The organism is Pontibacillus chungwhensis (assembly GCF_030166655.1).
Classification (GTDB): domain Bacteria; phylum Bacillota; class Bacilli; order Bacillales; family BH030062; genus Pontibacillus.
On sequence record NZ_CP126446.1, the window covers coordinates 2094526 to 2117190 of the forward strand.

Here is a 22665-nt window from a genome sequence, read left to right on the forward strand (position 1 = left end):
TACATAAAAAAGTACGCTTCTATAAGAAGCGTACTTTTAAAATCTTTATAGTTCGAAATCCAGTGCCAGAATGTCAGACATTCCAATCTCTTTTAAGTATGAAACTACTTTTTGGTGCTCCTCATGAGGTCCATATTGCTCAAGGGCTTCCTGATCTTCAAAGCGAACGGTGAGTCCTAGTTCGTACCCTTTGCTACGGTCGGAGAAATTTACTCCCGCTTGCAGATCTACGATACCAGGAATTTTATTTTTAAGTGAAGTTAACTTTTGGATAGCTTCATTTTTCTGTTCATCAGTCGTTTGATCGTTAAACTTAAATAATACAACATGTTCAATCATTCTTTTAACACCTTTCTTATCTACAACAAAGTTAGTTTATTTTTAGTAGTTGCCCTTTATTATTATATCACTTTAAAGAAGATAACAAACTTTTGATGCCTAACTCCCTTTAAATGACTTATGTGGACCTTTTTCAAGCAAGAAAAAAGTGATTTACTTTTTTGTCAGAATATTATAAAATTTAAAGAAGGAATCATACTATTGCCTCTAAGCCCATCCCAGGCATAAACAGGCATAAAGCTTTTCCTACCCTCTAAATTGAATATGAAACAACTGTTAATCTTGCTCTCCTGCCTCCTCCAGGACGGGGTCCAGCAAGTAAAAAGCCAGTTTGAACGTGCACATATTCATGTGTCTCTTCAAACTGGCTTTTTTTATTTATTAGAAGGAGCGTGATCCAATGTGAGCACTTCTTTAGATGGGATTCGAGTAGTCGATCTTACGCGAGTATTAGCCGGTCCCTACTGTTCCATGATTCTTGGAGATCTTGGAGCTGAAGTGATTAAAGTAGAAGCCCCAGGTGGCAGTGACGACACAAGAAAGTGGGGTCCTCCCTTTCAAGAAGGCGTAAGTGCTTATTATCTTTGTGCCAACCGTAATAAAAAGAGCATCACGGTTGATTTAAAATCGCCAAAGGGCTCAGAAATTATAAAAAAATTAGTAGAAACTAGCGATGTAGTCATGCATAACTTTAAAACTGGGACAATGAAACGATTAGGTCTGGATTATGATGCATTAAAAGAAATAAACCCGCGTATTGTGTATTGTTCGATTACTGGATTTGGAGAAACAGGCCCCTTTAAGCATCTGCCTGGCTATGACTTTATTATCCAGGCCATGAGTGGTCTTATGAGTATCACAGGAGACACCGATTCCGGTCCTCAAAAGCTAGGGATTGCCATAACAGATGTTCTAACAGGGTTATATGCCTGTATCGGTATACAAAGCGCTCTTTTAGAGAGAGTGACATCTGGTGAAGGTCAAATGGTTGATCTTTCTTTATATGATTCAGCCGTCTCCTCTCTCATTAATATTGGTAGCAATTATTTAATGTCAGGTCAGGTTCCTGAACGTTTAGGCAATCATCATGCGAATATTGTACCTTATCAAACGTTTTGCTCTTCTGATGGTGAGATGGTGATAGCAGTAGGGAATGACCGACAGTTTAAGTCTTTATGTAAGCTAATGGATATGCCGGAACTGGCTTGGGATCCACGGTTTGCGACAAATCCTGACCGTGTGGCTCATCGCAAGGAACTCGTTCCTCTATTGCAGAAACGGTTCTCTACACACTCAACCGCTTACTGGAAAGATTTATGTCACAAAGAGGACGTTCCGTTTGGACCGATACAAACAGTTGATGAACTCATACAAGATCCTCAACTACAAGCCCGAGAAATGTTTGTAAGTGCGCATCATCCGAAGGCCGGACTCATCAAAATGATTGGTAGTCCTTTGAAGCTTTCAAGAACACCTACTTCTTTAACTCGCCATCCACCTGAACCAGGAGAACATACAGCGGAAGTCCTTTCCGCGTTAGGCTATACTCAAGATGATTTAGAACGCATGAAAAATAATCAATCCATATAAGGAGATGCTTACGATGAATTTTGAACTCACTGAAGAACAATCCATGCTTCAAAAAACTGTTCGTTCCTTTGTTGATCAGGAAATCATGCCCTATATAGATGAATGGGATGCTAAAGGACATTTTGACACGGACACCTTGAAGAAAATTTCAGAGCTTGGTCTTATGGGAGTGTGCATTCCTTCGAAATACGGTGGTAGTGGGATGGATTATAACTCACTAGCAATCGTTTGCGAGGAGCTTGAACGAGGAGATACCGCTTTTCGAACTGCAGTCTCTGTTCACACCGGTTTGAATAGTATGACTCTCCTTCAGTGGGGAACTGAAGCGCAAAAAGAAAAATATCTGATCCCACAAGCAAAAGGAGAAAAAGTTGGAGCATTTGGTTTAACAGAACCAGGTGCAGGATCTGATGTAGCCTCGTTACAGACGACAGCAAAGCTAGATGGCAATGAGTATGTTTTAAATGGTCAAAAAACCTGGATTTCTCTTTGTGACACTGCTGATCACTTCTTAGTTTTTGCCTATACAGATAAAGAGAGAAGTCATCATGGGATTTCTTGTTTTATAGTAGAAAGGACGATGCAAGGCTTTTCTTCTAAAGCAACAAAAGGGAAACTTGGAATCAGGGCCGGAAACACTGGAGAATTATTCTTTGATGATATGCGGGTCCCTAAAGAGAATCTTGTTGGAAAAGAGGGAGATGGTTTTAAAATTGCCATGTCCGCTCTCGACAATGGACGATTTACTGTTGCTGCTGGAGCTTGTGGTCAAATTATGGCGTGCCTAGAAGCGAGTGTGGATTATTGTCATGAACGTCAGACATTTGGAAAAGAAATTGGGAAACATCAGTTGGTGAAACAAATGATTGCCAATATGGAAGCTGGTCTGCAGATGAGCCGCTTACTTGTATGGAAAGCAGGTGAATTAAAAAATAGTGGCAAACGGAACACGAGGGAAACCTCTCTCGCTAAATGGCAAGCATGCGATTTTGCTAATAAAGCTGCGGATGATGCTGTTCAAATCCACGGAGCGTATGGTTATTCAAATGAGTACCCTGTTGAACGATACCTGCGCAATTCAAAAGCTCCTGTCATTTATGAAGGGACCAGAGAAATTCATACTTTGATGCAAGCAGATTATGTGCTTGGTTATCGTAAAGATAAATCCCTTGATCATATGCTGCCGAAATGGCCATTTGAAGATTAGGAGGCGATGTTTATGACAGAATTGAAGCATTACCACCATTCTATTTATATCGATGGGAAATGGGAAGGTTCAGAATCAGGAAAGACCGCTAGTGTCATGAATCCTGCTACCCTTGAGAAACTGACTGATGTATCCTTTGGAGGACGAATAGAAACTCAAAAAGCCATACAATCCGCTTCGCTCTCCTTTCCCGAATGGTCGAAAAAGACAGCTCGCGAACGATCAAGGATCTTATATCGCGTTCATGAATTACTGTTAGAGCGTCTTGACGAGCTGGCTACGATTTTAACACTTGAACAAGGAAAACCTCTAAAAGAAGCGAAGGGAGAAATTCGTGCTTCTGCTAGTTTTTTTCTATGGTATGCAGAAGAAGCCAATCGTTTATATGGTGAGTGGATCCCCTCTTCTCTCCCTGGGAAAAGGCTCCATGTCATCCCCCAACCAGTTGGTGTGATTGCTGCGATTACGCCTTGGAACTTTCCATCATCCATGATAGCGAGAAAAGTTGCACCCGCTCTTGCTGCTGGATGCACAGTCGTACTTAAACCTGCTCCGGAAACACCTTTGTCGGCGATTGAACTTATTACTATTTTGGATGAAGCCGGAGTCCCACCAGGCGTGGTTAATCTGGTCACAGGTGATGCAGAAGAAATTGGTGCCGTTCTAATGAAAAGTAAAGAAGTACGTTTGCTCACCTTTACTGGTTCCACAGATGTTGGGAAACATTTAATGCGAGGAAGTGCTGACACCGTAAAGAAACTATCTCTTGAACTTGGCGGTCACGCACCTATTCTAGTATTTGAAGACGCAGACTTAAAACGGGCTGCTACCCAAACCATAGCTAGTAAATTTCGAAACAGTGGCCAGACTTGTATTTGCGCAAATCGTGTTTATGTACATGAAGACATAATGGATGAATTCACGGAATTACTGAAGGAAAAACTTAACCAATTAAGACCAGGTAATGGGTTGAAGGATGAAATAGACTTAGGTCCTCTCATCCACCGTCAAGCATTAGACAAAGTTCAAGCTCAATTAGAAGACGCTCTTCATAAGGGAGCAAAAGTGTTAGTCGGAGGAGGACCGTTATCGACAGGTCTTAAGGGTCATTTCTACTCTCCTACCCTGTTGAAAGATGCAACGGATCAAATGGACGTTATGTCAGCAGAAACATTTGGTCCTCTTCTTCCCTTGCAGTCATTTACAGATGAAGAGGAAGTCATTCAAAAAGCCAATGATACCGATTATGGTCTGGCTGCCTATCTGTTCACAGAAAATTTAAGCCGAGCAACGAGAGTGTCAGAATCACTTGCTTATGGAATCGTTGGAATAAACGATGTTTTTCCAGCAGTGGCTGAGGCTCCATTTGGAGGAATTAAACAATCTGGGGTTGGAAAAGAAGGTGGATCACAAGGGATCCATGAATATGTGAATTTGAAGTATATTTCAACAGCCATTCATGAATGATCGTTTAGTGATCACTTGCTTATTTTTGTATAGCATGTTTAAAAGCATTCATAGATCTTACCTATGAATGCTTAGTCATGTTTAAGTCCGTATTGTTTGTGAAGATCTTTCAAAGCAGAAATAAGTGCATTGCTTGCTTTCCCTAAATAGTAAGCACGTATCTCTTCAATGGGCTCATCAAGGGAATGCCTTAAACTAAACCCTTTAAGAAGTTGACCAATAAATTGGCGCCCATGCTCTGTGGCTAACGTGCAGTTTGCTTCAAGAATTACCCCATAGGTACCATCGACTTCTGCCGTAATAGTTAAGACATCATACATGTTTTGAGCAGCCATTCCAGCGGGGAGCCTTGCATGACCTGCAATGAAATAGGTTTTCATATATACCTCCACTAATGATCTTAATAGCCTATACTCCTTGAAACTTGGTGCGCAATTCTTTCTGTCGCCTCTTTAATGACCGTTAAGTTCTTCCCCTCAAAGTGATTGGATAACCCGCTTACTGCCAGAGAGGCAACGACTTCATGTTTATAATTATAGATGGGATAAGAGATTCCGGTCGTATCATGATCTTGTTCGCCTTTACTAATGGCATACCCTTGCTCTCGAATGATTTTCAACTCTCTTTTTAAGGTTTCTTTATCGATTGGAGGTAAATTAGCTATAGGAGACAAAGAGGATTCATTCAACACTTTCTCCTGTCTTGATGGCGGTAAGTACGCAAGGAGAAGTTTAGGGCCTGAACCTAAATACAGCGGTGCATTTTTACCAATTTTCGTATATAAACGAAGGGCTCGATTTGAATCTACTTTCTCAATATAGGTGGCTTTGTCCTCATTCACGATGACTAAGTGGATAACTTCATTAATTTCTTGAGCTAATTGCTCCATGTAAGGCTTTGCTATTCTTCTTAACTCAATCTGATCTGCTACACGATACCCGAGTTCCATTAACTTTATACCAAGACGATACCGGCTATCATGTTCTGATTCTTTTGTTTTCATGAGAAACCCTGCTTGTTCTAAAGAAACTAGCAAACGGTAAACCGTTGGCTTTGGGATATTTGATTTGGTTGTTAGTTCCCGTAGGGTTAATTCCGGTGTTTCTTCTGTAAAGTAGTCTAGAAGTTTCAAAGCTTTCAACACACTCTGGTTCATTTTCGGTCTCCTTTATAGGCCGTGACCTCATGCTCAAGACATAATTGGTTTGAAAGAGGAGGGATCAATAGATCCCTCCTCTTATTTAGAAGTTAAATTTGTACTTGGGAAGGTTGGATAATCCTGTTTTCTTTTATCTCCACACCCCGTTTAGCCATTTCTTTAATATAGATATCTCCTGGAACAATCTTCTCTGGAGGATGAACACCTCTTTTAGTGATCTGTTTGCTACCAATTAATTGAGCGACAACAGAGATTGTATTCGCAGTGGCTCTAGCCATGGCTGTTACATTATTTGATCGGTCTTTATACGTTACCATTTCATACTCATACGACATTTTCTGTCCATCTTTCACACCGCTTACCTGGACTCTTAACAGAACAGCATCATCTTTATCTTTTAAATCTACAATTGGATCAATCGTCTTAAGAAGAACTTCTCTAGGTTTCACCTTAACTCCATTTACCTCAACTTCAAAATCATTTTTCGTTAAGTTAAGGTCAACCAGTAGCTTCATTTTCTCTGCATGACCCGGGTAGCGAATCGTTTTATACTCAAGGTCGTGAATAGTAGGATAAGACTGAAGGAGCGTTGATGTCCCTCCTGACGTATGGAAAGCTTCAAGTGGACCGAATTTATCAAAATAGAGGCGCTCCACTTCTGTTAAAGATTCCACTTGTAGTTTCGATCCATTTCGGATAATCGTGGAAGGGTCTGTATAATGGTCTAGTAAACCTTCCATAGAAAAAACGTGATTGTATTCAAGGGGTGCTTCTGGCTTTACAGGGATCCCTCCCACAAATAAACGAATCGATTCCGCCTGATCTAGTTTGCTCACGCCGTATCCTGAAAGAATATTAATCATTCCTGGTGCTACACCTAAATCTGGAATGATTGTCACGCCCGCTGTGATGGCGTCCTCATTCATGAGAAGCACATTATCAGTTACGCTCCCAATATGCCCCCCTAAATCAACGGAGCTCACACCTACTTCAATCGCGGTTTGAGCAACTCTTTCATTAAATGAATAGAACAACGCATTAATAATGACATCAAATTGTCTCATATATGCTCTTAATTCATCTGCATTACTTGCATCTACTTGGTAAGCTTTCATCTTAGTAGAACCTAACCCTCTGCAAACAGCTTCTGCTCGCTCAAGGTCAATATCCGCAAGACCTACCTCTGTTACAGATGGATTTTGTGTCAAATCACGCGCTGCTTCTTTACCCATTAAACCTGAACCTAGCACACCTATTTTCATAGACCCAAGTCCCCCTTTAAGAATTAGTCAACGTCAATTTGTGCACGTTGGAGCTTACCACTATAGTCAACGTAGACAGCTTTCCACTCAGTAAAGACATCTAGCGCCGCAACCCCTGAATCTCGATGTCCATTTCCAGTTCCCTTCGTCCCACCAAATGGCAAATGAATTTCAGCTCCAGTAGTACCGGCGTTAACGTAAACGATCCCTGTATCTAAATCACGTTGAGCCGCAAACACACGGTTAACATCTCGCGTGAAAACAGAACTCGATAATCCATACTCGACTCCGTTATTGACTTCTATGGCTTCCTCAAAACTCTTAACAGGAATTAATGAGACCACAGGACCAAAAATTTCTTCTTGTGCAATACGCATATCAGGTGTTGCATCGGTGAACAAAGTTGGAGCAAAGTAGTTTCCATTTCTATATTCCCCTTGGTCAAGGGAATAGCCTCCTGCCAATAATTTAGCCCCTTCATCCTGGCCAATCTTGATGTATTCTTTAATTTTCTCAAGTCCACCCTCGTTGATAATAGGTCCAACTTTAATATTTTCATCAAGCCCGTTTCCGATTGTAAGCTTCTCCATTTCTGCAAGGAGGCGTTCTTCCAACCGTTCTTTTACATCTTCGTGCACAATCACACGGCTGCAAGCTGTACACCGCTGTCCGCTTGTTCCAAACGCACTCCAAAGAATTCCTTCTGTAGCCAGGGATAAGTCGGCATCATCCATTACAATTACAGCATTCTTACCTCCCATTTCGAGAGAGACTTTCTTTAATTGCTGACCACATTTAGCGGCGATATCTCTTCCGACATCATTGGACCCTGTAAAGGAAATGACTCGTATATCCTTATGATGCACCATCGCATCCCCAACCCCTGATCCTGAACCGAAAACCACATTCAACACGCCTTTTGGCAATCCAGCTTCTTCAAAGATCTTAGCAAGTTCATAAGCCATTAATGGCGTTTCTGTTGCAGGTTTCCACACCACGGCATTTCCAGCTACAATGGCTGGGAATGACTTCCAAGTCGCGATAGCTATAGGGAAATTCCACGGTGTAATAATCCCCACCACACCGATTGGAGAGCGAACGCTCATTGCGAATTTGTCTTTTAACTCAGAAGGAGTGGTTTGCCCAAATAATCGTCGACCTTCACCAGCCATATAAAAGGCCATGTCAATTCCTTCTTGAACTTCTCCGCGCGCTTCTTCAATTACTTTTCCATTTTCCATTGTCAGGATTTGCGAAAGATCTTCTTTACGCTCTTTCATGAGTAACCCTACTCGATACAAGACTTCTGCTCGTTGAGGTGCTGGTACAAGTGCCCATTCTTTTTGAGCTTTTTTAGCCGTTTGAACAGCTTCATCGACGTCCGCTTCGCTTGATAAAGGAACCCTGACGAGTGTTTCCAAATTTGCTGGATTCTTGACTTCTTTGAATTGGTTCGTCGAAGAATTCACCCAGTTTCCGTTAATAAAGTTCATTAATTTTTCTTCTTGGATGAGTGTTTTTGTCATGTAAAAAACCTCCTTAGAATGGTTTTAATATGGTTAATGGAACAATGAAGTCCATAACGCTCAAGTTTAACGTTCTCGCAGTTCATCAATCGTTTTGGAAACAGATATTTGATTTGGATCCGTTTCTATTTCAATCACAACTGGCTGATTACAATGAAGCGCCTCTTTTAACGCTATATCGAATTCTTCTATTGTACGAACATAATAGCTCTTTGCTCCAAGAGAGATGGCTATCTCAGTAAAGGAAACCTGACCAAGGTCTGTTCCAATCGGTTTATTCGGGTAATGGATTTCTTGATGCATCCTAATCGTTCCATACATTTTATTGTTAAATACAAGGGATAGGATAGGAATCTTGTATCGTACAGCCGTTTCAATCTCTTGCATCGTCATCATAAACCCTCCATCACCGGACAAAGAGACAACTTTACGACTTGGCTGAGCTAATTTAGCCCCGAGTGCGGCTGGCATTCCATATCCCATTGCCCCAGATGTAGGACCTACATAGGTATTGGTTTCCAAAAACTGATAAAATAGATGAAGCCATCCAGCAAAGTTTCCGGCATCATTCGTTAGGATCGCATCTTTTGGAAGTTGATTTTGTAAGCTAGTGATAATCTGTCTATGGAACGAATCCGATTTTTCTGAATAGTAGTCTTTAGTCACAGCTTCGTAGATTTTACGCCGTTCTCTTCCCCAGTCGCTCCAATGCTTAGACAGTTCCATTGTGGAGAGAGCGAGTAATCCCTCTTTGATATCTGTTAAAATGCCCACATCAGGTTGATAGGTCTTTCCGATTGAATCGAAGTCGATATCCAAATGCACAAGCTTTTTGTCATCTGTAATAATGGTATAGTCTTGGGTGGTGACCTCTGATAATCGAGTACCTAGCGCGATGATTACATCAGCATCTTTAACGGTATCTAACAAGGAAGCCGGGGTCCCTAGACCGAGATGTCCGCAATATAGAGGATGATCGTTCCGCACAACGTCATGTCTTCTAAAAGCAGCCATGACCGGGATGTGATGCTTCTCAGTGAATCGTTCTAATAAGTATTCAGCACCTGAAGCTTTTACACCACCACCTGCTATAATTAATGGACGCTTGGAAGATGTAAGGATATTCTCGACAGCTAGGATCTCATCTCTAGATGGAGCGGGTTTTGGTTTCTGTACTGGTGGTCCATATGTCATCACGGCATCTTGAACAAGTAGATCTTCCGGAAGTGAGATCACGACTGGACCTGGTCTTCCCGTTTGAGCTACTCTGAACGCTCGTTGGACGAGTTCAGGAACGCGTTTTGCATCACGAATTTCTACGGTCCACTTTGCAATGTGGCTAAAATACCGATCGAGATCAACTTCTTGAAATCCCTCACGACCTCTAAAAGCACTATGAACCTGACCAAGAAAGACTACCATGGGAGTTGAATCTTGAAAGGCTGTATGGACACCGATCGTTAAATTTGAACCACCCACTCCTCTTGTGGCCATTACCACTCCAGGTTTCCCGCTTGCTTTTGCATAGCCTTCCGCCATGAAGGAGGCTCCTCCTTCATGGCGAGTAGATATAAGTTGTATGGTATCCTCATCATAGATGGCATCCATAACAGGTAAGTAACTTTCTCCAGGTACACAGAAAACGTGCTTAATTCCTTCGATTTTAATACACTCTACAATAGCTCGTGCACTTGATACTGCAGATTGCCTGTGGTTCGTATCCATGGCTGTCATCCCTCCACCTCCCACGAAAGAGATTTCATTCTTTGGACCGCTTCATATAAACGATCTGTGGGCACACAAAGAGAAATGCGAAAATACCCTTCCCCTCGTACTCCAAACGCGTGACCTGGGGTGACAATAACACCAGCATCTGTTAGAAGCTTTTCTGCAAAACTCTCTGAGGTGTATCCTTTTGGAACTTTTGCCCATACAAAAAATGTTCCTCTTGGTTTTTCTGCTTCTATGTTTAGTTCTTTTAAAACTGGAAGAAGGTTCTCTAAACGTTGTTCATAAGTTCTGTTATTCGCTCTCACTGTACTTAAATCACTGTTTAACGCTGTGGCTCCAGCTTGTTGTATAGGGATGAACTGACTCGTATCTGTATTGCTTTTAATAACAGACATGGCCTGAATTAAATCTTTATTACCGGCTACATAGCCGATCCGCCACCCGGTCATGTTGAAACTTTTAGATAGGGAGCCAAATTCCAGACCTTGTTCTTTAGCCCCAGGGACCTGAAGAAGGCTTGGGGCTTTATAACTCCCAAAAGTTACGAGACTATAGGCCGCATCATGAACAAGGCAAAGAGAATGTTCCTCAGAAAATGTAAGCGCTTTCGAAAAAGTGCTATACTCTGCTGTAGCTCCTGTCGGATTGCCCGGGTAGTTTAGAAGCATCATCTTAGCCTTACGTAAATCATCACGCGACAATTTCTCATACATGGGTGCATATCCATCTGCCGGGTTAAGTGGCAAAGGGATTGTTTTTCCATAGGCTAAGTGGACCGCAGATTGATAAACTGGATATCCTGGGTCGGGGAGAAGAACACCATCACCAGGGTTTACAACGGACCTTATTACGTTTGCTAATCCTTCCTTCGATCCAATAAGAGTGAGAATTTCAGTTTCTGGATTCAAAGAGACACCATGATATCTTTTATAAAAAGATGCAACGGCTTGTTTAAACTCCATAATCCCACTGTAGGGGGAATATTTGTGGTTTTCAGGTTTCCTCACTTCTTCTGTCATTCGATCAATGATAAAGGAAGGTGTCTCTAAATCAGGGGCTCCAATTCCTAAATCAATTACATCTACCCCCTGCGCCTCTAAAGCCTTCTTCTTCTTATAAAATACTGAGAATAAATACGGGGGCAAACTATTCACCTGATCAGATGCAAATGTCATACGAAGAATCATCCCCTTTATCATTTCAATAATTGAAACGCCATTTCATTATATGAGGATAAGAGAAATACAATGACAATGAAATCAAATCGAGAGCGGACCTATTTAGCGATTGCTTCTTTATCTTGATTCGTTGTCATAGATTGAGAATCAGGTTTTAAAAGGACATACACAACTATTAAGCCTAAGAAAACGGTACCTAACCCTAACCATACGCTACTTGTAAGTCCTAGAATGATATAACCAATTAAAGATATACCAGCCGCAGTAAGAGCATATGGAATTTGTGTCGTTACATGGTCCATATGGTGGCAATTAGCGCCTGTAGAAGAAAGAATGGTTGTGTCAGAGATTGGAGAGCAGTGATCACCCATTACAGCTCCAGCAAGAACAGCTGCGAGCATCGGAAGAATTAAATTAATATCGGTTGATGCTGCGATTTGACCGGCTATAGGAAGAAGCAACCCAAATGATCCCCAAGAAGTACCGGTTGAAAAAGCAATTACACCGGCAAATACAAATAGAATAGCTGGCAAAAGACTGCTACTTATATTCGCCCCTTTCACGATTTCAGCAAGGAACGTCCCAGTTCCAAGTTGATCAATAAGAGAGACGATCATCCATGCCATGATTAAGATGCCAACACTAGGCAGCATAGAACGTAAACCTTCTTTGACACCAAGTAAAATTGAAGCACCGGAACCCAACTGATCTTTTGAATGCTGTCTAAAATACAGAATGAATGTGAATAATAGCCCCGTTATCCCTCCTACCAATAAACTTAGAGGGACATCTGCATTACCAAAAATATTAATGAGAGTCATATTCTCTGTGGTTGCTCGAACACCTGTGAATATAATGGCAGCTATTGTGGCAGCGAAAAGAAGTATAAGGGGTAAAAATAAGTCGCGCACTTTTCCGTTCTGACTGATTGGAAGCTTATCCTCTGCGTCTACAACTTCTTTGTGAGATGGATCAGTCACTTGACCGGTCTGCAACGCTCGTTTCTCATGGACGCTCATTGGACCAAAATCCGCATTTTTTATGGCGATTACGAAAACCAATCCAAGAGCAGCCCATACATACAAGTTCATTGGGATAATTTGCAGAAATGCACTAAAAGCTGAGAAATCTGTTATCCCTTGAGCCACCAGAATACTTCCTAAAACACCAATGATATAAGCTCCCCAACTAGATATAGGAGCCACTACACACACCGGTGCCGCTGTAGAGTCTATAATATAGGAGAGTTTTGCCCTTGAGATTCTGTGTTGATCCGTTATTGGTTTCGCAACTTGCCCAACGGTGAGGCTATTAAAGTAATCATCAATAAAGATGACTATGCCTAAAATAGCGGTCATGATTTGAGCTCCTGCGCGCGATTTAACCCTTTTAATCATCCATTCACCAAATGCACGAGCCCCTCCCATCATACTAATGAATGCTGTGATGACTCCGAGCATTAATACAAATGACAAGATGAACACATTCCAAGTATTAAGTGCTCCACCGTCTACAAATACACCTGAAAAAGCTTCCCAAATAAGAGCAAACGTTTCGAATATACTGAACTGTGCTAGTAAAAACGAAGCAGCTATAATTCCAAATGCCAGAGACACCAACACACGCTTTGTTAATAACACCATGACAATGGCTAAGAGTGGGGGCAATAAAGACCAAACCGTATTTTCCATGCTCTAGTCTCCCTTATTTTTAAGATCTGGCCAAACAAATGCATACTTTCGTTTGTTACTTTAGCCAACACCTCCATGAATTCAGAATATTTTAATTATTTATCTTTATGGCATAAACTCTTGCACTAAGAAATAAAAACAAGGAACTTTTTTGAAAAAAATTCCATACAAAAAATTCTTATTATCTAATCCCTAATAAATTTATAAAATGCGGAAAGTTTCTTATGAATGACCTAACTTCATTAAGGTATTCACACGTGTAGCCAAGGAAAAAAGTATGTTAAACTTTTCCCTAAAAAATTATTTATAGAATTAAAAAAGCCTCCAGAATCATCTGAAGGCTTGCGGTAACTGTATTAGTTTAATTCTTTATTTGTTTCAGGGATACCAGGTTGTTGTTCTTTCGTCCATGTACTAGTTGCTGGTATCTTTGAGTAATCAGCACGGTGAGCATATTTACCAGCTACTTCAGTTACTTCCTGTAGAAGACCTGTATTTAACGTAGTTGGGTTTAATCCTTTCGATAAGAAGAGATCGTTTTTCACGTGAAGGTCATTTTCAGCTGCTTCCTTACGAGGATTTGAAACGTATGCGATGTCGCCATTAGTCATCTCACTGATTAATTTGGCTAAATCGTTAACGCGATGCGTTTCTGTCATTTGGTTAAAGATCATAACTCGATCACCGCGGGATGGAGCGTTTTCTATGGCTAGTTCAATACAACGGACTGTGTCCTGGATGTGAATAAATGCCCTTGTCTGTCCACCTGTTCCATGAACCGTAATTGGATAGCCAACCGCAGCCTGCATGAGGAAACGATTTAATACAGTACCATAATCTCCGTCATAATCAAAACGATTAATGAGACGTTCATCCATATTGGTTTCAACCGTATTTGTCCCCCATACAATCCCTTGATGAAGGTCAGTAATACGTATAGAGTCATTCTTATTATAGTATTGGAACAAGAGTTGATCTTGTGTTTTGGTCATATGATATACAGAACCAGGGTTTGTTGGATAAAGAATTTGTTGTGCAATTCTTTCTCCTTCTTCAGTTTTCACCTCTACATCAAGGTACCCTTCCGGAATCTTCATACCTGCTGTCCCGTATCCATATACACCCATTGTTCCAAGGTGAACCAGGTGTGTGTCTAAGCCTGATTCTACAATTGCACACAAAACGTTATGCGTAGCGTTAATGTTGTTATTAACTGTGTAACGTTTGTGTTTTGGTGATTTCATAGAATAGGGAGCTGAACGCTGCTCAGCGAAGTGAACAATCGCATCCGGCTGTTCTGAGACTAGAACATCAAGGAAATGATCATAATCTTCTGCAATGTCTATGTTATGGAATCCAATTGTGTTCCCAGAAATTTCTTCCCATGCCTTTATCCTGGTCCCCATCGGTTTAATAGGGGTCAATGAATCCGCTTCTAATTCGTTATCAATATTACGTCTTGAAAGGTTATCGATGATGACCACTTCATGACCGATATTAGAAAGATGAAGGCTTGTAGGCCAGCCACAAAACCCATCCCCTCCTAAAACAAAAATCTTTTTACTTGAATGTGTTTGTTTACTTTCTGAACTCATTTGAATACACCCTTTTATCGTTAATATGTACTATTTCTTTAGGAGAGAAAGTAAGGAAAGAACATAATGCTAGATGGTCTACTACAGGAGTATAATGTTTTCCTTTTTATAAAAACCCCTTTTCATCATAACGAAAGCGAGAATTTGGTGCAACTATATTCAATGGTGGTCTAGCAATTCAGCTTTTATGAGAAGAAGTGGTTGATGACAATATTCAATAGACTTCACTGAATTTGCATCAAAACAAAAAAAGAACTGAGAGCATACTCCCAGTTCTTAAAATAGTAAAGAATATTTAGCCTTCATTAATAGTTTCTAGTGATTTGGCTGGACCAAAGAACTCATAGTGCATTCGGTCTTCAGGAACGTTCCAGCCCTGTAATGCACTATATACAGCGTTCATAAAACCAGTTGGTCCACAGAAATAGAATTCCATTTGATTATGCGGAAGTATCTCTTGCAACCATTCTAACGTAATGTGACCTGTATAAGTGTCTACAGATTGCTCATCTTGCTCTGTAGGATCAGAATAAATCGTATAATTTTGGATGGTCTCGATTTGCTTCACAAGATCCGTTACTTCACCTTTGAGGGCGTGAAGCTGGCTATTACGTGCAGCGTGAATAAAGGTAACTCTTCGTTCTGGTTGCAGATGTACCACTGTTTTTAACATACTAAGTAGGGGTGTTAATCCAACGCCACCGCTAATCAGTACAAGCGGTGTTTCATCTTTGGTACTCAGGACAAAATCGCCTGCCGGTGCGCTAACAGGAATTTCATCACCCACCTCTACTCGCTCATGTAGATGATTAGAAACAATTCCTTCTGGATCATGATCACTTTCTTTTTTAACACTGATGCGGAAATAGTTTTGATTTGGTGCATCAGATAGACTATATTGACGAATGTGGGTATAGGTTTCGCCTTCGATTTGCAATTGCACACTAATATACTGCCCTGGTGAAAATGATGGTAAGACGTTTCCGTCAACGGGTTCCAAGTAGAAAGAAGTAATCGCATTGCTTTCTGTTACCTTATGAGTAACTCTAAATGGTTTAAATCCTTCCCAACCTCCCTGTTGGATAGATGCATCCTGATACATCTCTTCTTCAACCTCGATGAACACGCTAGCAATGACTCCGTAAGCTTCTTTCCACGCCTCTAAGACATCATCTGTAGCGTCGCTACCAAGAACTTCTTTCATGGCTAGTAGTAAATGCTCTCCTACAATAGGGTAGTGCTCAGGTCGTACTCCGATACTGCGATGTTTATGGCCGATCTGTTTTACAACTGGAAGAATATCTTCAAGTTGATCGATGTTTTCCGCCGCTGCATAAACTGCGCCTGCTAAAGCAGTTTGTTGTCTCCCTTTCTTTTGATTCGTTTGATTAAACAAATTTAATAGTTCAGGGTGAGAAGTGAACAATTGCTGGTAGAATCGGGATGTAATTTCCGTGCCTCTCTCTTTAAGAATAGGAGCGGTTGACTTGATTATGGATTTTTGTTCGGTAGTAAGCATGACTAAAACCTCCGAATTAAGTAATATTTTTTTCTATATGTACATTGTAAATAATTAAATTACGTTTTTTAGTGATATACATCACATTTCTTTTGACAATGTTGTGACTCATTTTCGATATAGAGAAGATTTTAAGGCAGATAGGCTTACGATCTCGATTGATGAACGGCTTACCGTTAGGAGATCATTCTTCTTCAATTCATTTAGCACTCGGTTGATGCTTTCGCGAGTAGATCCGACCATATTGGCAAGGTTCGTATTGGTAAGTGGAATAGTAATGGAGACTGGTTGGTCTATTCCGTTCGTTCCTGATTCTTCACCTAGGCGTATTAACGTTGCAATAACTCGATGTCTTACGTCCTTTGTTGAGAGCTCTCGGATTCGCTCTGTAAGTAAGGATAGCTTCTGTCCCATAATCTTCATGACTTGAACAGCAATATTCGGGTGATCCAGCATGAGTTGATCAAAATCCTGAATACGAATGATATAAAGTTCTGTTTCCTCTAATGCTTCAGCTGTAGCAGGATAAGGTGTTTCTTCAAAAAAACCTACGTGAGGGAACATCTCTCCCGCCTGGAGGAAGTTGATAATGTGCTCTTTTCCATTAAAATCTGATTTAGATGTTTTTATGACACCTTTAGCAATAAAATAAACAGCCTCACGTTCTTCACCTTCCATAAAGACTATCTCTTTCTTATGATAGAGCCGCTTCGTCGTAATTGTGCTCAGAATACTTAAATCTCTATCTTCGAGTTTAGAGAATAAGGGAATTTGTTTTAATAATTGATTCATGTTCTGTGTCATGGAAGTTCCCACCCCTTTCAATAAGAGTATAATAAGTATGACTCAATAAAAAAAGACCCGTAGAGGGTCTTTAAGACTGTAGGAAATCGGAAAGCCATTTATCTTTTGTTTGATTCACAAGGGAATAATCCATCGCTTTCGAGTAGATCGCCTTTAACTCGTCTCGAGCATGCTTAGCATCCTTTAGTGTTGATATAGCTTCTGTCATTTTATCCTTATAACGCTTCGTTGCTTCTGCAATTTCATCTGTAAACGTTTCATCTGTTCCTTCTGTTATGCACCTTTTGTAAACATCGATAATTTCATCAGTTTCCCGGTCTGGAAAGTATTCATGAGGAGCTGTAGAATCAAAGATAGCTATCCCAAGCTCCCGAAGAATAATCATATCAAGACTGTTAGGATCGAAGCCACAGTGATAAATTTCTACGTCATACCCTTTTTGTTCCCCGGCTGTAGCGATCTTTTTAAGCATTGTAGATTTCCCTGAACCTGCACGCCCTTTTATAAAATATCGCTTTTGAACATTTTGAGTGAGCTGTTGTATAAAATCTTTTGCGCCTTCAGGTGTTGCGGCTCCAAGGAAACGATGCTCAATCTTGGGAGCTTTAAATACGTCTTCCTTTCCATAAAAAAGTTCAATTAGTTCGTTCGTAAGAAGATTCGCTTCATTAAAATTCATAGAAGAAATATAAATATCTTCAAGGTCATCATGAGCGCGTAAAGAGGCATGGAACGTTTGATAAGCCTGTTCTGTTAGCTGCTGAATTTGTTTCGTAAGAGCAATAATGGTTTTTTTATTCTCAGACAATCGTTCTGGATCTAGTCCTTCACTTAAATGGATAAAATGCTTTTCCTTCATATGTTCGATATCAGTATCCTTTATAAGCTGTTCATCCACTAAAGCTACATTGTGGTTACGTATAATTAACCCATCAAGACTTCCTGGTTCAGAAGGCGCGTGGAGATATTCCAAGTGATGATCGCTATTTTTCAATTCTTCTGCGACTGATTGGATGAAAGTGGACTTTCCAGTTCCAGGACCACCCGTTAAAACATAGCAATTGCTTATTTCTTTCAATACTGAGTCAGTAAGTCGATAATACCCTTCAGCTGTATGACCAGAAGCATAGTAGTGATGATGTATTGAACTCATTAAATCCCCCTCTTTCAATGGATACCCCTAGCATATGAAAAAGGCTCATGATGGGTGAAAGCCTAAAAATTCATGATTGTATGCCTGCCCCTTTTCTCGATATAATAGACCTATTGATTGGAGTAAAGGAGTCACACATATGGAAAAAAAGGATTTAGAAGAACAAATTATAAAAAACTTTCAACAAGATGAACAAATGATGATTCTTGTATTTGCACAATGGTGCGTGAACCACGACTTAGATCCTAAAGAATTATATTTTAGAGCCTATCCAGACCAAAAGGATAACCCCTCCCTTCAACAAGGGATTGATCTAACTGTATCTAAAGATGAAGCTGAATCGATTCCGGACCAAACCCTTCTCGGTGTTTTATCCTTATACGGAAATGATGATTTAGCGTTTGTGGTAACAGAAGAGATTCATAAACGTGATAAAAAAGAGTAGTGGTTTCGTTCCACTACTCTTTTTTGTTTATACAATCATTGATTCCCTTTTCTTAGATTGATATATTTTATACATATACCCGTATGGGGAGGTGTGGAGGTTATCCAAAATAAAGGGATTCGTCAAAACTTAATGACTTTTATAACACTAGTGTGTATAAACGTATTTGTGGGGTCTATGGTAGGCTTAGAGAGAACGGTTTTACCTGTTCTAGCCAAAGAGGAGTTTGGTATAGCTTCTGTAACGGCATCATTAGCTTTTATCATATCTTTCGGTTTGACCAAAGCTTTAATGAATTTAATAGCAGGTCAATTGGCAGATCGGTTTGGTCGGAAGTCCTTATTGATTATCGGGTGGATCGTTGCAAGCTTTGTTCCCTGTCTTATAATCATAGCTGACGTCTGGTGGATCATCATTTTAGCCAATGTCCTTTTAGGATTAAGTCAGGGACTGACCTGGTCTATGACTGTTAATATGAAGATTGATTTGGCTAAGGACAATCAAAAAGGAATTGCAGTCGGGATGAACGAATTTGCAGGCTATATGGGTTTATCTCTAACAGCTTTATTCTCTGGTTACATGATGGCAAGGTATTCCACAAGACCTGAACCATTCCTAATCGGTTTTCTTATTGCAGGTATAGGACTGATCTTATCTATTCTCATAAAAGATATGCAGTCAATTCCTGCAACAAAATCAGCGGGGAAACCTTCTTTTAAACATGTATTCCTTAAAACTTCTTTTCTAAATCGGAACCTATCCACTTCAAGCATCATTGGTTTAATGACAAACTTTAAAGACGGTGTGGCTTGGGGGTTGTTCCCATTATTCTTCGCTACAACTCCTTTAACAGGGAGTCAAATGAGTTTGGTGATAGCAATCTACCCTGCTAGTTGGGGAATCTTTCAACTAGTTACCGGCCCTTTAAGTGATAAATGGGGTCGGAAATGGCTTATCATTTCAGGAGTTATCCTTCAAATTGCTGGACTATTAGGTATATTGTATGGAAATCATTTTTCCCTCTGGTTAATCGCATCACTCTTGTTAGGAATTGGAACTGCACTCGTCTATCCTACTTTAATTGCTAGTATAAGCGATGTAGCATCCCCAACATGGCGTGCGACTTCTCTTGGGGTTTATCGATTTTGGCGTGATAGTGGATATGCAGTCGGAGCGTTAACAGGTGGAATAATAGCAGACTATTTCGGAATAGGAAATGCTCTACTATTTACAGCTTTCCTTCTTATAGGAACATTGTTCATAGCGCTTGTGCGGTTATCAGAAACGAATGTATATAAAAATGACGCCCTATAGGGCGTCATTTTTATTCTGAATCTTTTAAAGTGGTTAAGCCGTCGTTTTGTTCAATTTTACCTTGTTTTAATAGACGTCCAAGAGCGCGCTTAAACGCAGCTTTACTAATATCGAACGTGTCGCGAATCTCTTCTGGATCACTCTTATCTGTGAAGAACATTTTCCCTCCGCGCTCGTTCATGAAGGCAAGAATATCTTCAGCGTCCTGACCTAGAGCCTCTTCTTTTACAGGGCGTAGGGAAACGTTAATGGAACCAACGCTTTTGACATCAATCACTCGCCCTTTTACCCATTCGCCTAAACGAGGTTCTTCTTTTCGCTCAGAATAATGAATAAAACCACGGTATCCTTCTTCTGTCATTAGGAAAGATCCTACTTTAGTGGAACGGTAAATATGACCGCTTATAAACTGATGGAGTACGGACTCTGGAGCTGGTTCGCTATATCCTTCCATTACGTTTTCAGTGGCGGGTTTAGCTAGTAAACGTCCTTTTTGGTCTTTCGATAAACACACGAACAATTTGTCGCCAGCTTGTGGCCAAACTTGTTCAAATAGAGGAAGGTCATCCTCTGAAACGAGGATATCTTTGCTAATGCCAATGTCCACAAAGACACCTAAGCGCCTAACAGCTTCTTTTACTTCTACCCAATCATATCGCTCAAAGGATATAGTTGGAATAGACATAGTTGCAGCCATGGTCCCTTTTTTCGTATGATAAAGGAATACGAGGACGTCTTCACCGACTTCCAATTCCTTTGCAGCTTCATTTGTATGCAATAGTACTTCCTGATCATTAAGGCCCAACACGTAGCCTGTTTCAATTACTCTTGAAACGGTAAACGTTTGTGTTGTACCTACTTGTAATTCTGTCATTCGTTAGCCTACTTCCTTTCCTAGATTCGTCCATTATAGCATATCTTGAGAAAGCTTTTTAGTCCCTTACTTTAAATACTTTACTGACCCCCTTGAAAGGAGGTGTGGGTATGCATATATACGTCGATGCAGATGCCTGCCCTGTTAAAGAAATCATAATTGAGGAAGCCAGAAAACAAAGCTTGGATGTAACACTTGTGAAGAGCTTTTCCCACTATTCAAATAAAGAGGAGCCCCCTGGTGTTGACACCATTTATGTAGATACTGGAGCTGAAGCGGCAGATTACCGAATTATGCAATTAGCTCAAAAAGGTGATCTGATTATTACTCAAGATTACGGTCTCGCTTCATTGGCGCTTTCAAAAGGCTGCATTGTTCTTCACCACAGTGGCTTTGCTTATACTCATGATAATATTGATCGGCTTTTAATTACCCGTCATGCCAGTGCCCAGGCCAGAAAGAGTGGCAAGCGAACGAAAGGGCCAAAAGCACTTACGTCAAAAGACCGAGAAAAATTCCGGCAGCTTCTGATTCAATACATAACATAACCTCAGCTTACAGCACCCGATCCTAGGGTGCTTTTTTTATCGATTCGGAAGCATAGATCTTATAATAACGTAGAAGATAAAAGGAATACTGATCCTTCAGGAGGATTTATTTATGATCGATGAAACACTTGTCGTAGTTGTGAGGGTAATCTTTTCATTCTTTACGCTACTTATTTTCACACGTGTACTTGGAAAGCAAGAAGTAGGACAACTGACTTTCTTTGATTATATCAATGGCATTACAATTGGTTCCATTGCAGCTAATTTAGCCACTGATCTATCCGCTACTACATGGGGGCATTGGGTCGGATTAACGGGGTATGCCCTATTAACGGGAGTTCTACAAATTATTTCAATGAAGAATCGTTATATCGGTAAGGTTTTAGAAGGGGAACCGACTGTCGTGGTGAAGGATGGGAAGATTCTAGAAGATAACCTGAAAAAAATGCGTATAAAAGTTGGAGAGCTTATGATGCTTTTAAGGCAAAGAGGTGTATTTAATATTACAGATGTTGAATTCGCCTTGATTGAGGTTAATGGAAAGCTGTCGGTACTGCCTAAACCTCAATACCTTCCTGTGACTCCTTCCGATTTAAACATTTCAAAGAGTAAAAGTGGGATAGCTACGGAATTAATCCAGGAAGGGAAGCTCATCCTTCAAAACCTTGAGCAGAAAAATGTTACGAAAGAATGGATTGAACAGGAGTTGGAGAAGAAAGGAATTCATCGAATAGAATCAGTCTTTTACGCACTTTATCTACCGAACGGAGAGTTATATGTAGATTTATATGAAGAAAAGGTTGGAGAAGAAGAAGATATTAGCGATTATCCAGGTCCTTATTAAGGTGAGGTGAATAAGGCATGAATCGATTTTTTTTATATGCAATCCCTATTTTGACATTAGCGATCTTTATTGTCATTATGACCGGAGGATTCTGGTTGAAACAGCCATTTGGAGAGCAGGATCGAGTCTTTGAGTCCTTTCAGAAATTAGAAGATTATACAAAAGGTGAAGAGTGGGAAAAGGCGCAAGAAGAAGTGGATTATACAGCGAAAGCATGGAAAAAGGTCGTCAATCGCATTCAATTTAGTGCTGAACGGGAATACATGCTAGACATTGCCGGGGTAATTGCTAAAATTGAAGGAAGTATACGAATACAAGATAAGGAAGCGATTATTCAAGAGATCTACTACTTCTACTCATTGTGGGAGAATTTAGGGAGATAATAAAAAAACACATACCTTTTCTTAAGTGGTATGTGT

22 protein-coding genes are annotated in these 22665 nt (G+C 40.4%); 9 read left to right on the plus strand and 13 right to left on the minus strand.

Features of this window, described 5'->3' with window-relative positions:
* Positions 1 to 45 precede the first annotated feature (45 nt).
* The gene (locus QNI29_RS10800) at positions 46 to 339 is read right to left on the minus strand and encodes a Dabb family protein (RefSeq protein WP_231416491.1); all 294 of its coding nucleotides are present in this window, start codon (positions 337 to 339) and stop codon (positions 46 to 48) included.
* 264 nt (positions 340 to 603) lie between these two features.
* Between QNI29_RS10800 and QNI29_RS10805 the strand changes: the two genes are divergently transcribed.
* The 4 genes from QNI29_RS10805 to QNI29_RS10820 are packed head-to-tail and all read left to right on the plus strand — an operon-like array spanning position 604 to position 4603.
* Positions 604 to 735: a hypothetical protein gene (locus tag QNI29_RS10805; RefSeq protein ID WP_284526477.1), complete on the plus strand. Its 132-nt coding sequence runs from the start codon at positions 604 to 606 to the stop codon at positions 733 to 735.
* 6 nt (positions 736 to 741) lie between these two features.
* On the plus strand, positions 742 to 1929 hold the full coding sequence (locus QNI29_RS10810; RefSeq protein ID WP_231416492.1) for a CaiB/BaiF CoA transferase family protein: 1188 nt from the start codon (positions 742 to 744) through the stop codon (positions 1927 to 1929).
* Positions 1930 to 1942: 13 nt separating this feature from the next.
* Complete coding sequence (locus tag QNI29_RS10815; protein ID WP_231416493.1) at positions 1943 to 3136, plus strand: acyl-CoA dehydrogenase family protein; 1194 nt, start codon at positions 1943 to 1945, stop codon at positions 3134 to 3136.
* A gap of 12 nt (positions 3137 to 3148) precedes the next feature.
* On the plus strand, positions 3149 to 4603 hold the full coding sequence (locus tag QNI29_RS10820; RefSeq protein ID WP_231416494.1) for an NAD-dependent succinate-semialdehyde dehydrogenase: 1455 nt from the start codon (positions 3149 to 3151) through the stop codon (positions 4601 to 4603).
* A gap of 71 nt (positions 4604 to 4674) precedes the next feature.
* Here QNI29_RS10820 and QNI29_RS10825 read toward each other — a convergent pair whose 3' ends face one another.
* The 11 genes from QNI29_RS10825 to QNI29_RS10875 all read right to left on the minus strand — a co-directional run bounded on the left by QNI29_RS10825 (position 4675) and on the right by QNI29_RS10875 (position 18221).
* A complete protein-coding gene (locus QNI29_RS10825) occupies positions 4675 to 4983 on the minus strand; it encodes a DUF3870 domain-containing protein (protein ID WP_231416495.1) in 309 nt (102 codons plus the stop codon).
* 20 nt (positions 4984 to 5003) lie between these two features.
* Positions 5004 to 5759 carry an IclR family transcriptional regulator gene (locus tag QNI29_RS10830; RefSeq protein WP_231416496.1) on the minus strand — a complete coding sequence of 252 codons (756 nt, stop codon included), beginning with the start codon at positions 5757 to 5759 and terminating at the stop codon, positions 5004 to 5006.
* Positions 5760 to 5851: 92 nt separating this feature from the next.
* On the minus strand, positions 5852 to 7024 hold the full coding sequence (locus QNI29_RS10835) for a saccharopine dehydrogenase family protein (protein ID WP_231416497.1): 1173 nt from the start codon (positions 7022 to 7024) through the stop codon (positions 5852 to 5854).
* Between the two features lie 23 nt (positions 7025 to 7047).
* Positions 7048 to 8550, minus strand: a complete 1503-nt coding sequence (locus QNI29_RS10840; protein ID WP_231416498.1) for an aldehyde dehydrogenase family protein — start codon at positions 8548 to 8550, stop codon at positions 7048 to 7050.
* Positions 8551 to 8616: 66 nt separating this feature from the next.
* Entirely contained in the window at positions 8617 to 10284 is a 1668-nt protein-coding gene (locus QNI29_RS10845; protein ID WP_231416499.1) for a thiamine pyrophosphate-dependent enzyme, read from the minus strand.
* The gene (locus QNI29_RS10850; protein ID WP_231416500.1) at positions 10281 to 11456 is read right to left on the minus strand and encodes an aminotransferase class I/II-fold pyridoxal phosphate-dependent enzyme; all 1176 of its coding nucleotides are present in this window, start codon (positions 11454 to 11456) and stop codon (positions 10281 to 10283) included. The genes QNI29_RS10845 and QNI29_RS10850 overlap by 4 nt, the downstream gene beginning before the upstream one ends.
* Positions 11457 to 11557: 101 nt before the next feature.
* Entirely contained in the window at positions 11558 to 13150 is a 1593-nt protein-coding gene (locus tag QNI29_RS10855; RefSeq protein ID WP_231416501.1) for a Na+/H+ antiporter NhaC family protein, read from the minus strand.
* A gap of 356 nt (positions 13151 to 13506) precedes the next feature.
* A complete protein-coding gene (locus QNI29_RS10860) occupies positions 13507 to 14745 on the minus strand; it encodes an NAD-dependent epimerase/dehydratase family protein (protein WP_231416502.1) in 1239 nt (412 codons plus the stop codon).
* A gap of 295 nt (positions 14746 to 15040) precedes the next feature.
* Positions 15041 to 16264, minus strand: coding sequence for an NO-inducible flavohemoprotein (gene hmpA / locus QNI29_RS10865; protein WP_231416503.1), 1224 nt, complete (start codon positions 16262 to 16264; stop codon positions 15041 to 15043).
* Between the two features lie 108 nt (positions 16265 to 16372).
* Positions 16373 to 17068, minus strand: coding sequence for a Crp/Fnr family transcriptional regulator (locus tag QNI29_RS10870; protein ID WP_284526478.1), 696 nt, complete (start codon positions 17066 to 17068; stop codon positions 16373 to 16375).
* Between the two features lie 70 nt (positions 17069 to 17138).
* Positions 17139 to 18221 carry a PRK06851 family protein gene (locus QNI29_RS10875; RefSeq protein WP_231416505.1) on the minus strand — a complete coding sequence of 361 codons (1083 nt, stop codon included), beginning with the start codon at positions 18219 to 18221 and terminating at the stop codon, positions 17139 to 17141.
* 139 nt (positions 18222 to 18360) lie between these two features.
* On the opposite strand from QNI29_RS10875, the gene QNI29_RS10880 reads away from it, so the two are divergent.
* Entirely contained in the window at positions 18361 to 18666 is a 306-nt protein-coding gene (locus tag QNI29_RS10880; protein WP_231416506.1) for a protein YxiS, read from the plus strand.
* 93 nt (positions 18667 to 18759) lie between these two features.
* Positions 18760 to 19980 (plus strand): MFS transporter, encoded by a 1221-nt coding sequence (locus tag QNI29_RS10885; protein WP_284526479.1) that lies wholly within the window; start codon positions 18760 to 18762, stop codon positions 19978 to 19980.
* Between the two features lie 10 nt (positions 19981 to 19990).
* On the opposite strand, the gene QNI29_RS10890 is transcribed toward QNI29_RS10885, so the two are convergent.
* A complete protein-coding gene (locus QNI29_RS10890) occupies positions 19991 to 20854 on the minus strand; it encodes a CvfB family protein (RefSeq protein ID WP_231416508.1) in 864 nt (287 codons plus the stop codon).
* A 110-nt stretch (positions 20855 to 20964) separates the two neighbouring features.
* Between QNI29_RS10890 and QNI29_RS10895 the strand changes: the two genes are divergently transcribed.
* From QNI29_RS10895 to QNI29_RS10905, 3 genes are all read left to right on the plus strand, one after another.
* Entirely contained in the window at positions 20965 to 21402 is a 438-nt protein-coding gene (locus QNI29_RS10895; RefSeq protein WP_231416509.1) for a YaiI/YqxD family protein, read from the plus strand.
* Positions 21403 to 21514: 112 nt separating this feature from the next.
* Entirely contained in the window at positions 21515 to 22246 is a 732-nt protein-coding gene (locus tag QNI29_RS10900; RefSeq protein ID WP_231416510.1) for a YetF domain-containing protein, read from the plus strand.
* A gap of 17 nt (positions 22247 to 22263) precedes the next feature.
* Complete coding sequence (locus QNI29_RS10905) at positions 22264 to 22629, plus strand: DUF4363 family protein (protein ID WP_231416511.1); 366 nt, start codon at positions 22264 to 22266, stop codon at positions 22627 to 22629.
* The last annotated feature ends 36 nt before the right edge of the window (positions 22630 to 22665 follow it).

Bases quoted from the DNA above. Each gene is read 5' to 3' on its own strand.
- QNI29_RS10875 (WP_231416505.1), bottom strand. From the start codon at position 18,221: ATGAGTTCAATACATCATCACTACTATGCTTCTGGTCATACAGCTGAA.
- QNI29_RS10840 (WP_231416498.1), bottom strand. From the start codon at position 8,550: ATGACAAAAACACTCATCCAAGAAGAAAAATTAATGAACTTTATTAAC.
- QNI29_RS10820 (WP_231416494.1), top strand. From the start codon at position 3,149: ATGACAGAATTGAAGCATTACCACCATTCTATTTATATCGATGGGAAA.
- QNI29_RS10905 (WP_231416511.1), top strand. From the start codon at position 22,264: ATGAATCGATTTTTTTTATATGCAATCCCTATTTTGACATTAGCGATC.
- QNI29_RS10895 (WP_231416509.1), top strand. From the start codon at position 20,965: ATGCATATATACGTCGATGCAGATGCCTGCCCTGTTAAAGAAATCATA.
- QNI29_RS10870 (WP_284526478.1), bottom strand. From the start codon at position 17,068: ATGACACAGAACATGAATCAATTATTAAAACAAATTCCCTTATTCTCT.
- QNI29_RS10805 (WP_284526477.1), top strand. From the start codon at position 604: ATGAAACAACTGTTAATCTTGCTCTCCTGCCTCCTCCAGGACGGGGTC.
- QNI29_RS10815 (WP_231416493.1), top strand. From the start codon at position 1,943: ATGAATTTTGAACTCACTGAAGAACAATCCATGCTTCAAAAAACTGTT.
- QNI29_RS10890 (WP_231416508.1), bottom strand. From the start codon at position 20,854: ATGACAGAATTACAAGTAGGTACAACACAAACGTTTACCGTTTCAAGA.
- QNI29_RS10835 (WP_231416497.1), bottom strand. From the start codon at position 7,024: ATGAAAATAGGTGTGCTAGGTTCAGGTTTAATGGGTAAAGAAGCAGCG.
- QNI29_RS10860 (WP_231416502.1), bottom strand. From the start codon at position 14,745: ATGAGTTCAGAAAGTAAACAAACACATTCAAGTAAAAAGATTTTTGTT.
- QNI29_RS10800 (WP_231416491.1), bottom strand. From the start codon at position 339: ATGATTGAACATGTTGTATTATTTAAGTTTAACGATCAAACGACTGAT.
- QNI29_RS10850 (WP_231416500.1), bottom strand. From the start codon at position 11,456: ATGACATTTGCATCTGATCAGGTGAATAGTTTGCCCCCGTATTTATTC.
- hmpA (WP_231416503.1), bottom strand. From the start codon at position 16,264: ATGCTTACTACCGAACAAAAATCCATAATCAAGTCAACCGCTCCTATT.
- QNI29_RS10845 (WP_231416499.1), bottom strand. From the start codon at position 10,284: ATGACAGCCATGGATACGAACCACAGGCAATCTGCAGTATCAAGTGCA.
- QNI29_RS10825 (WP_231416495.1), bottom strand. From the start codon at position 4,983: ATGAAAACCTATTTCATTGCAGGTCATGCAAGGCTCCCCGCTGGAATG.
- QNI29_RS10855 (WP_231416501.1), bottom strand. From the start codon at position 13,150: ATGGAAAATACGGTTTGGTCTTTATTGCCCCCACTCTTAGCCATTGTC.
- QNI29_RS10900 (WP_231416510.1), top strand. From the start codon at position 21,515: ATGATCGATGAAACACTTGTCGTAGTTGTGAGGGTAATCTTTTCATTC.
- QNI29_RS10830 (WP_231416496.1), bottom strand. From the start codon at position 5,759: ATGAACCAGAGTGTGTTGAAAGCTTTGAAACTTCTAGACTACTTTACA.
- QNI29_RS10880 (WP_231416506.1), top strand. From the start codon at position 18,361: ATGGAAAAAAAGGATTTAGAAGAACAAATTATAAAAAACTTTCAACAA.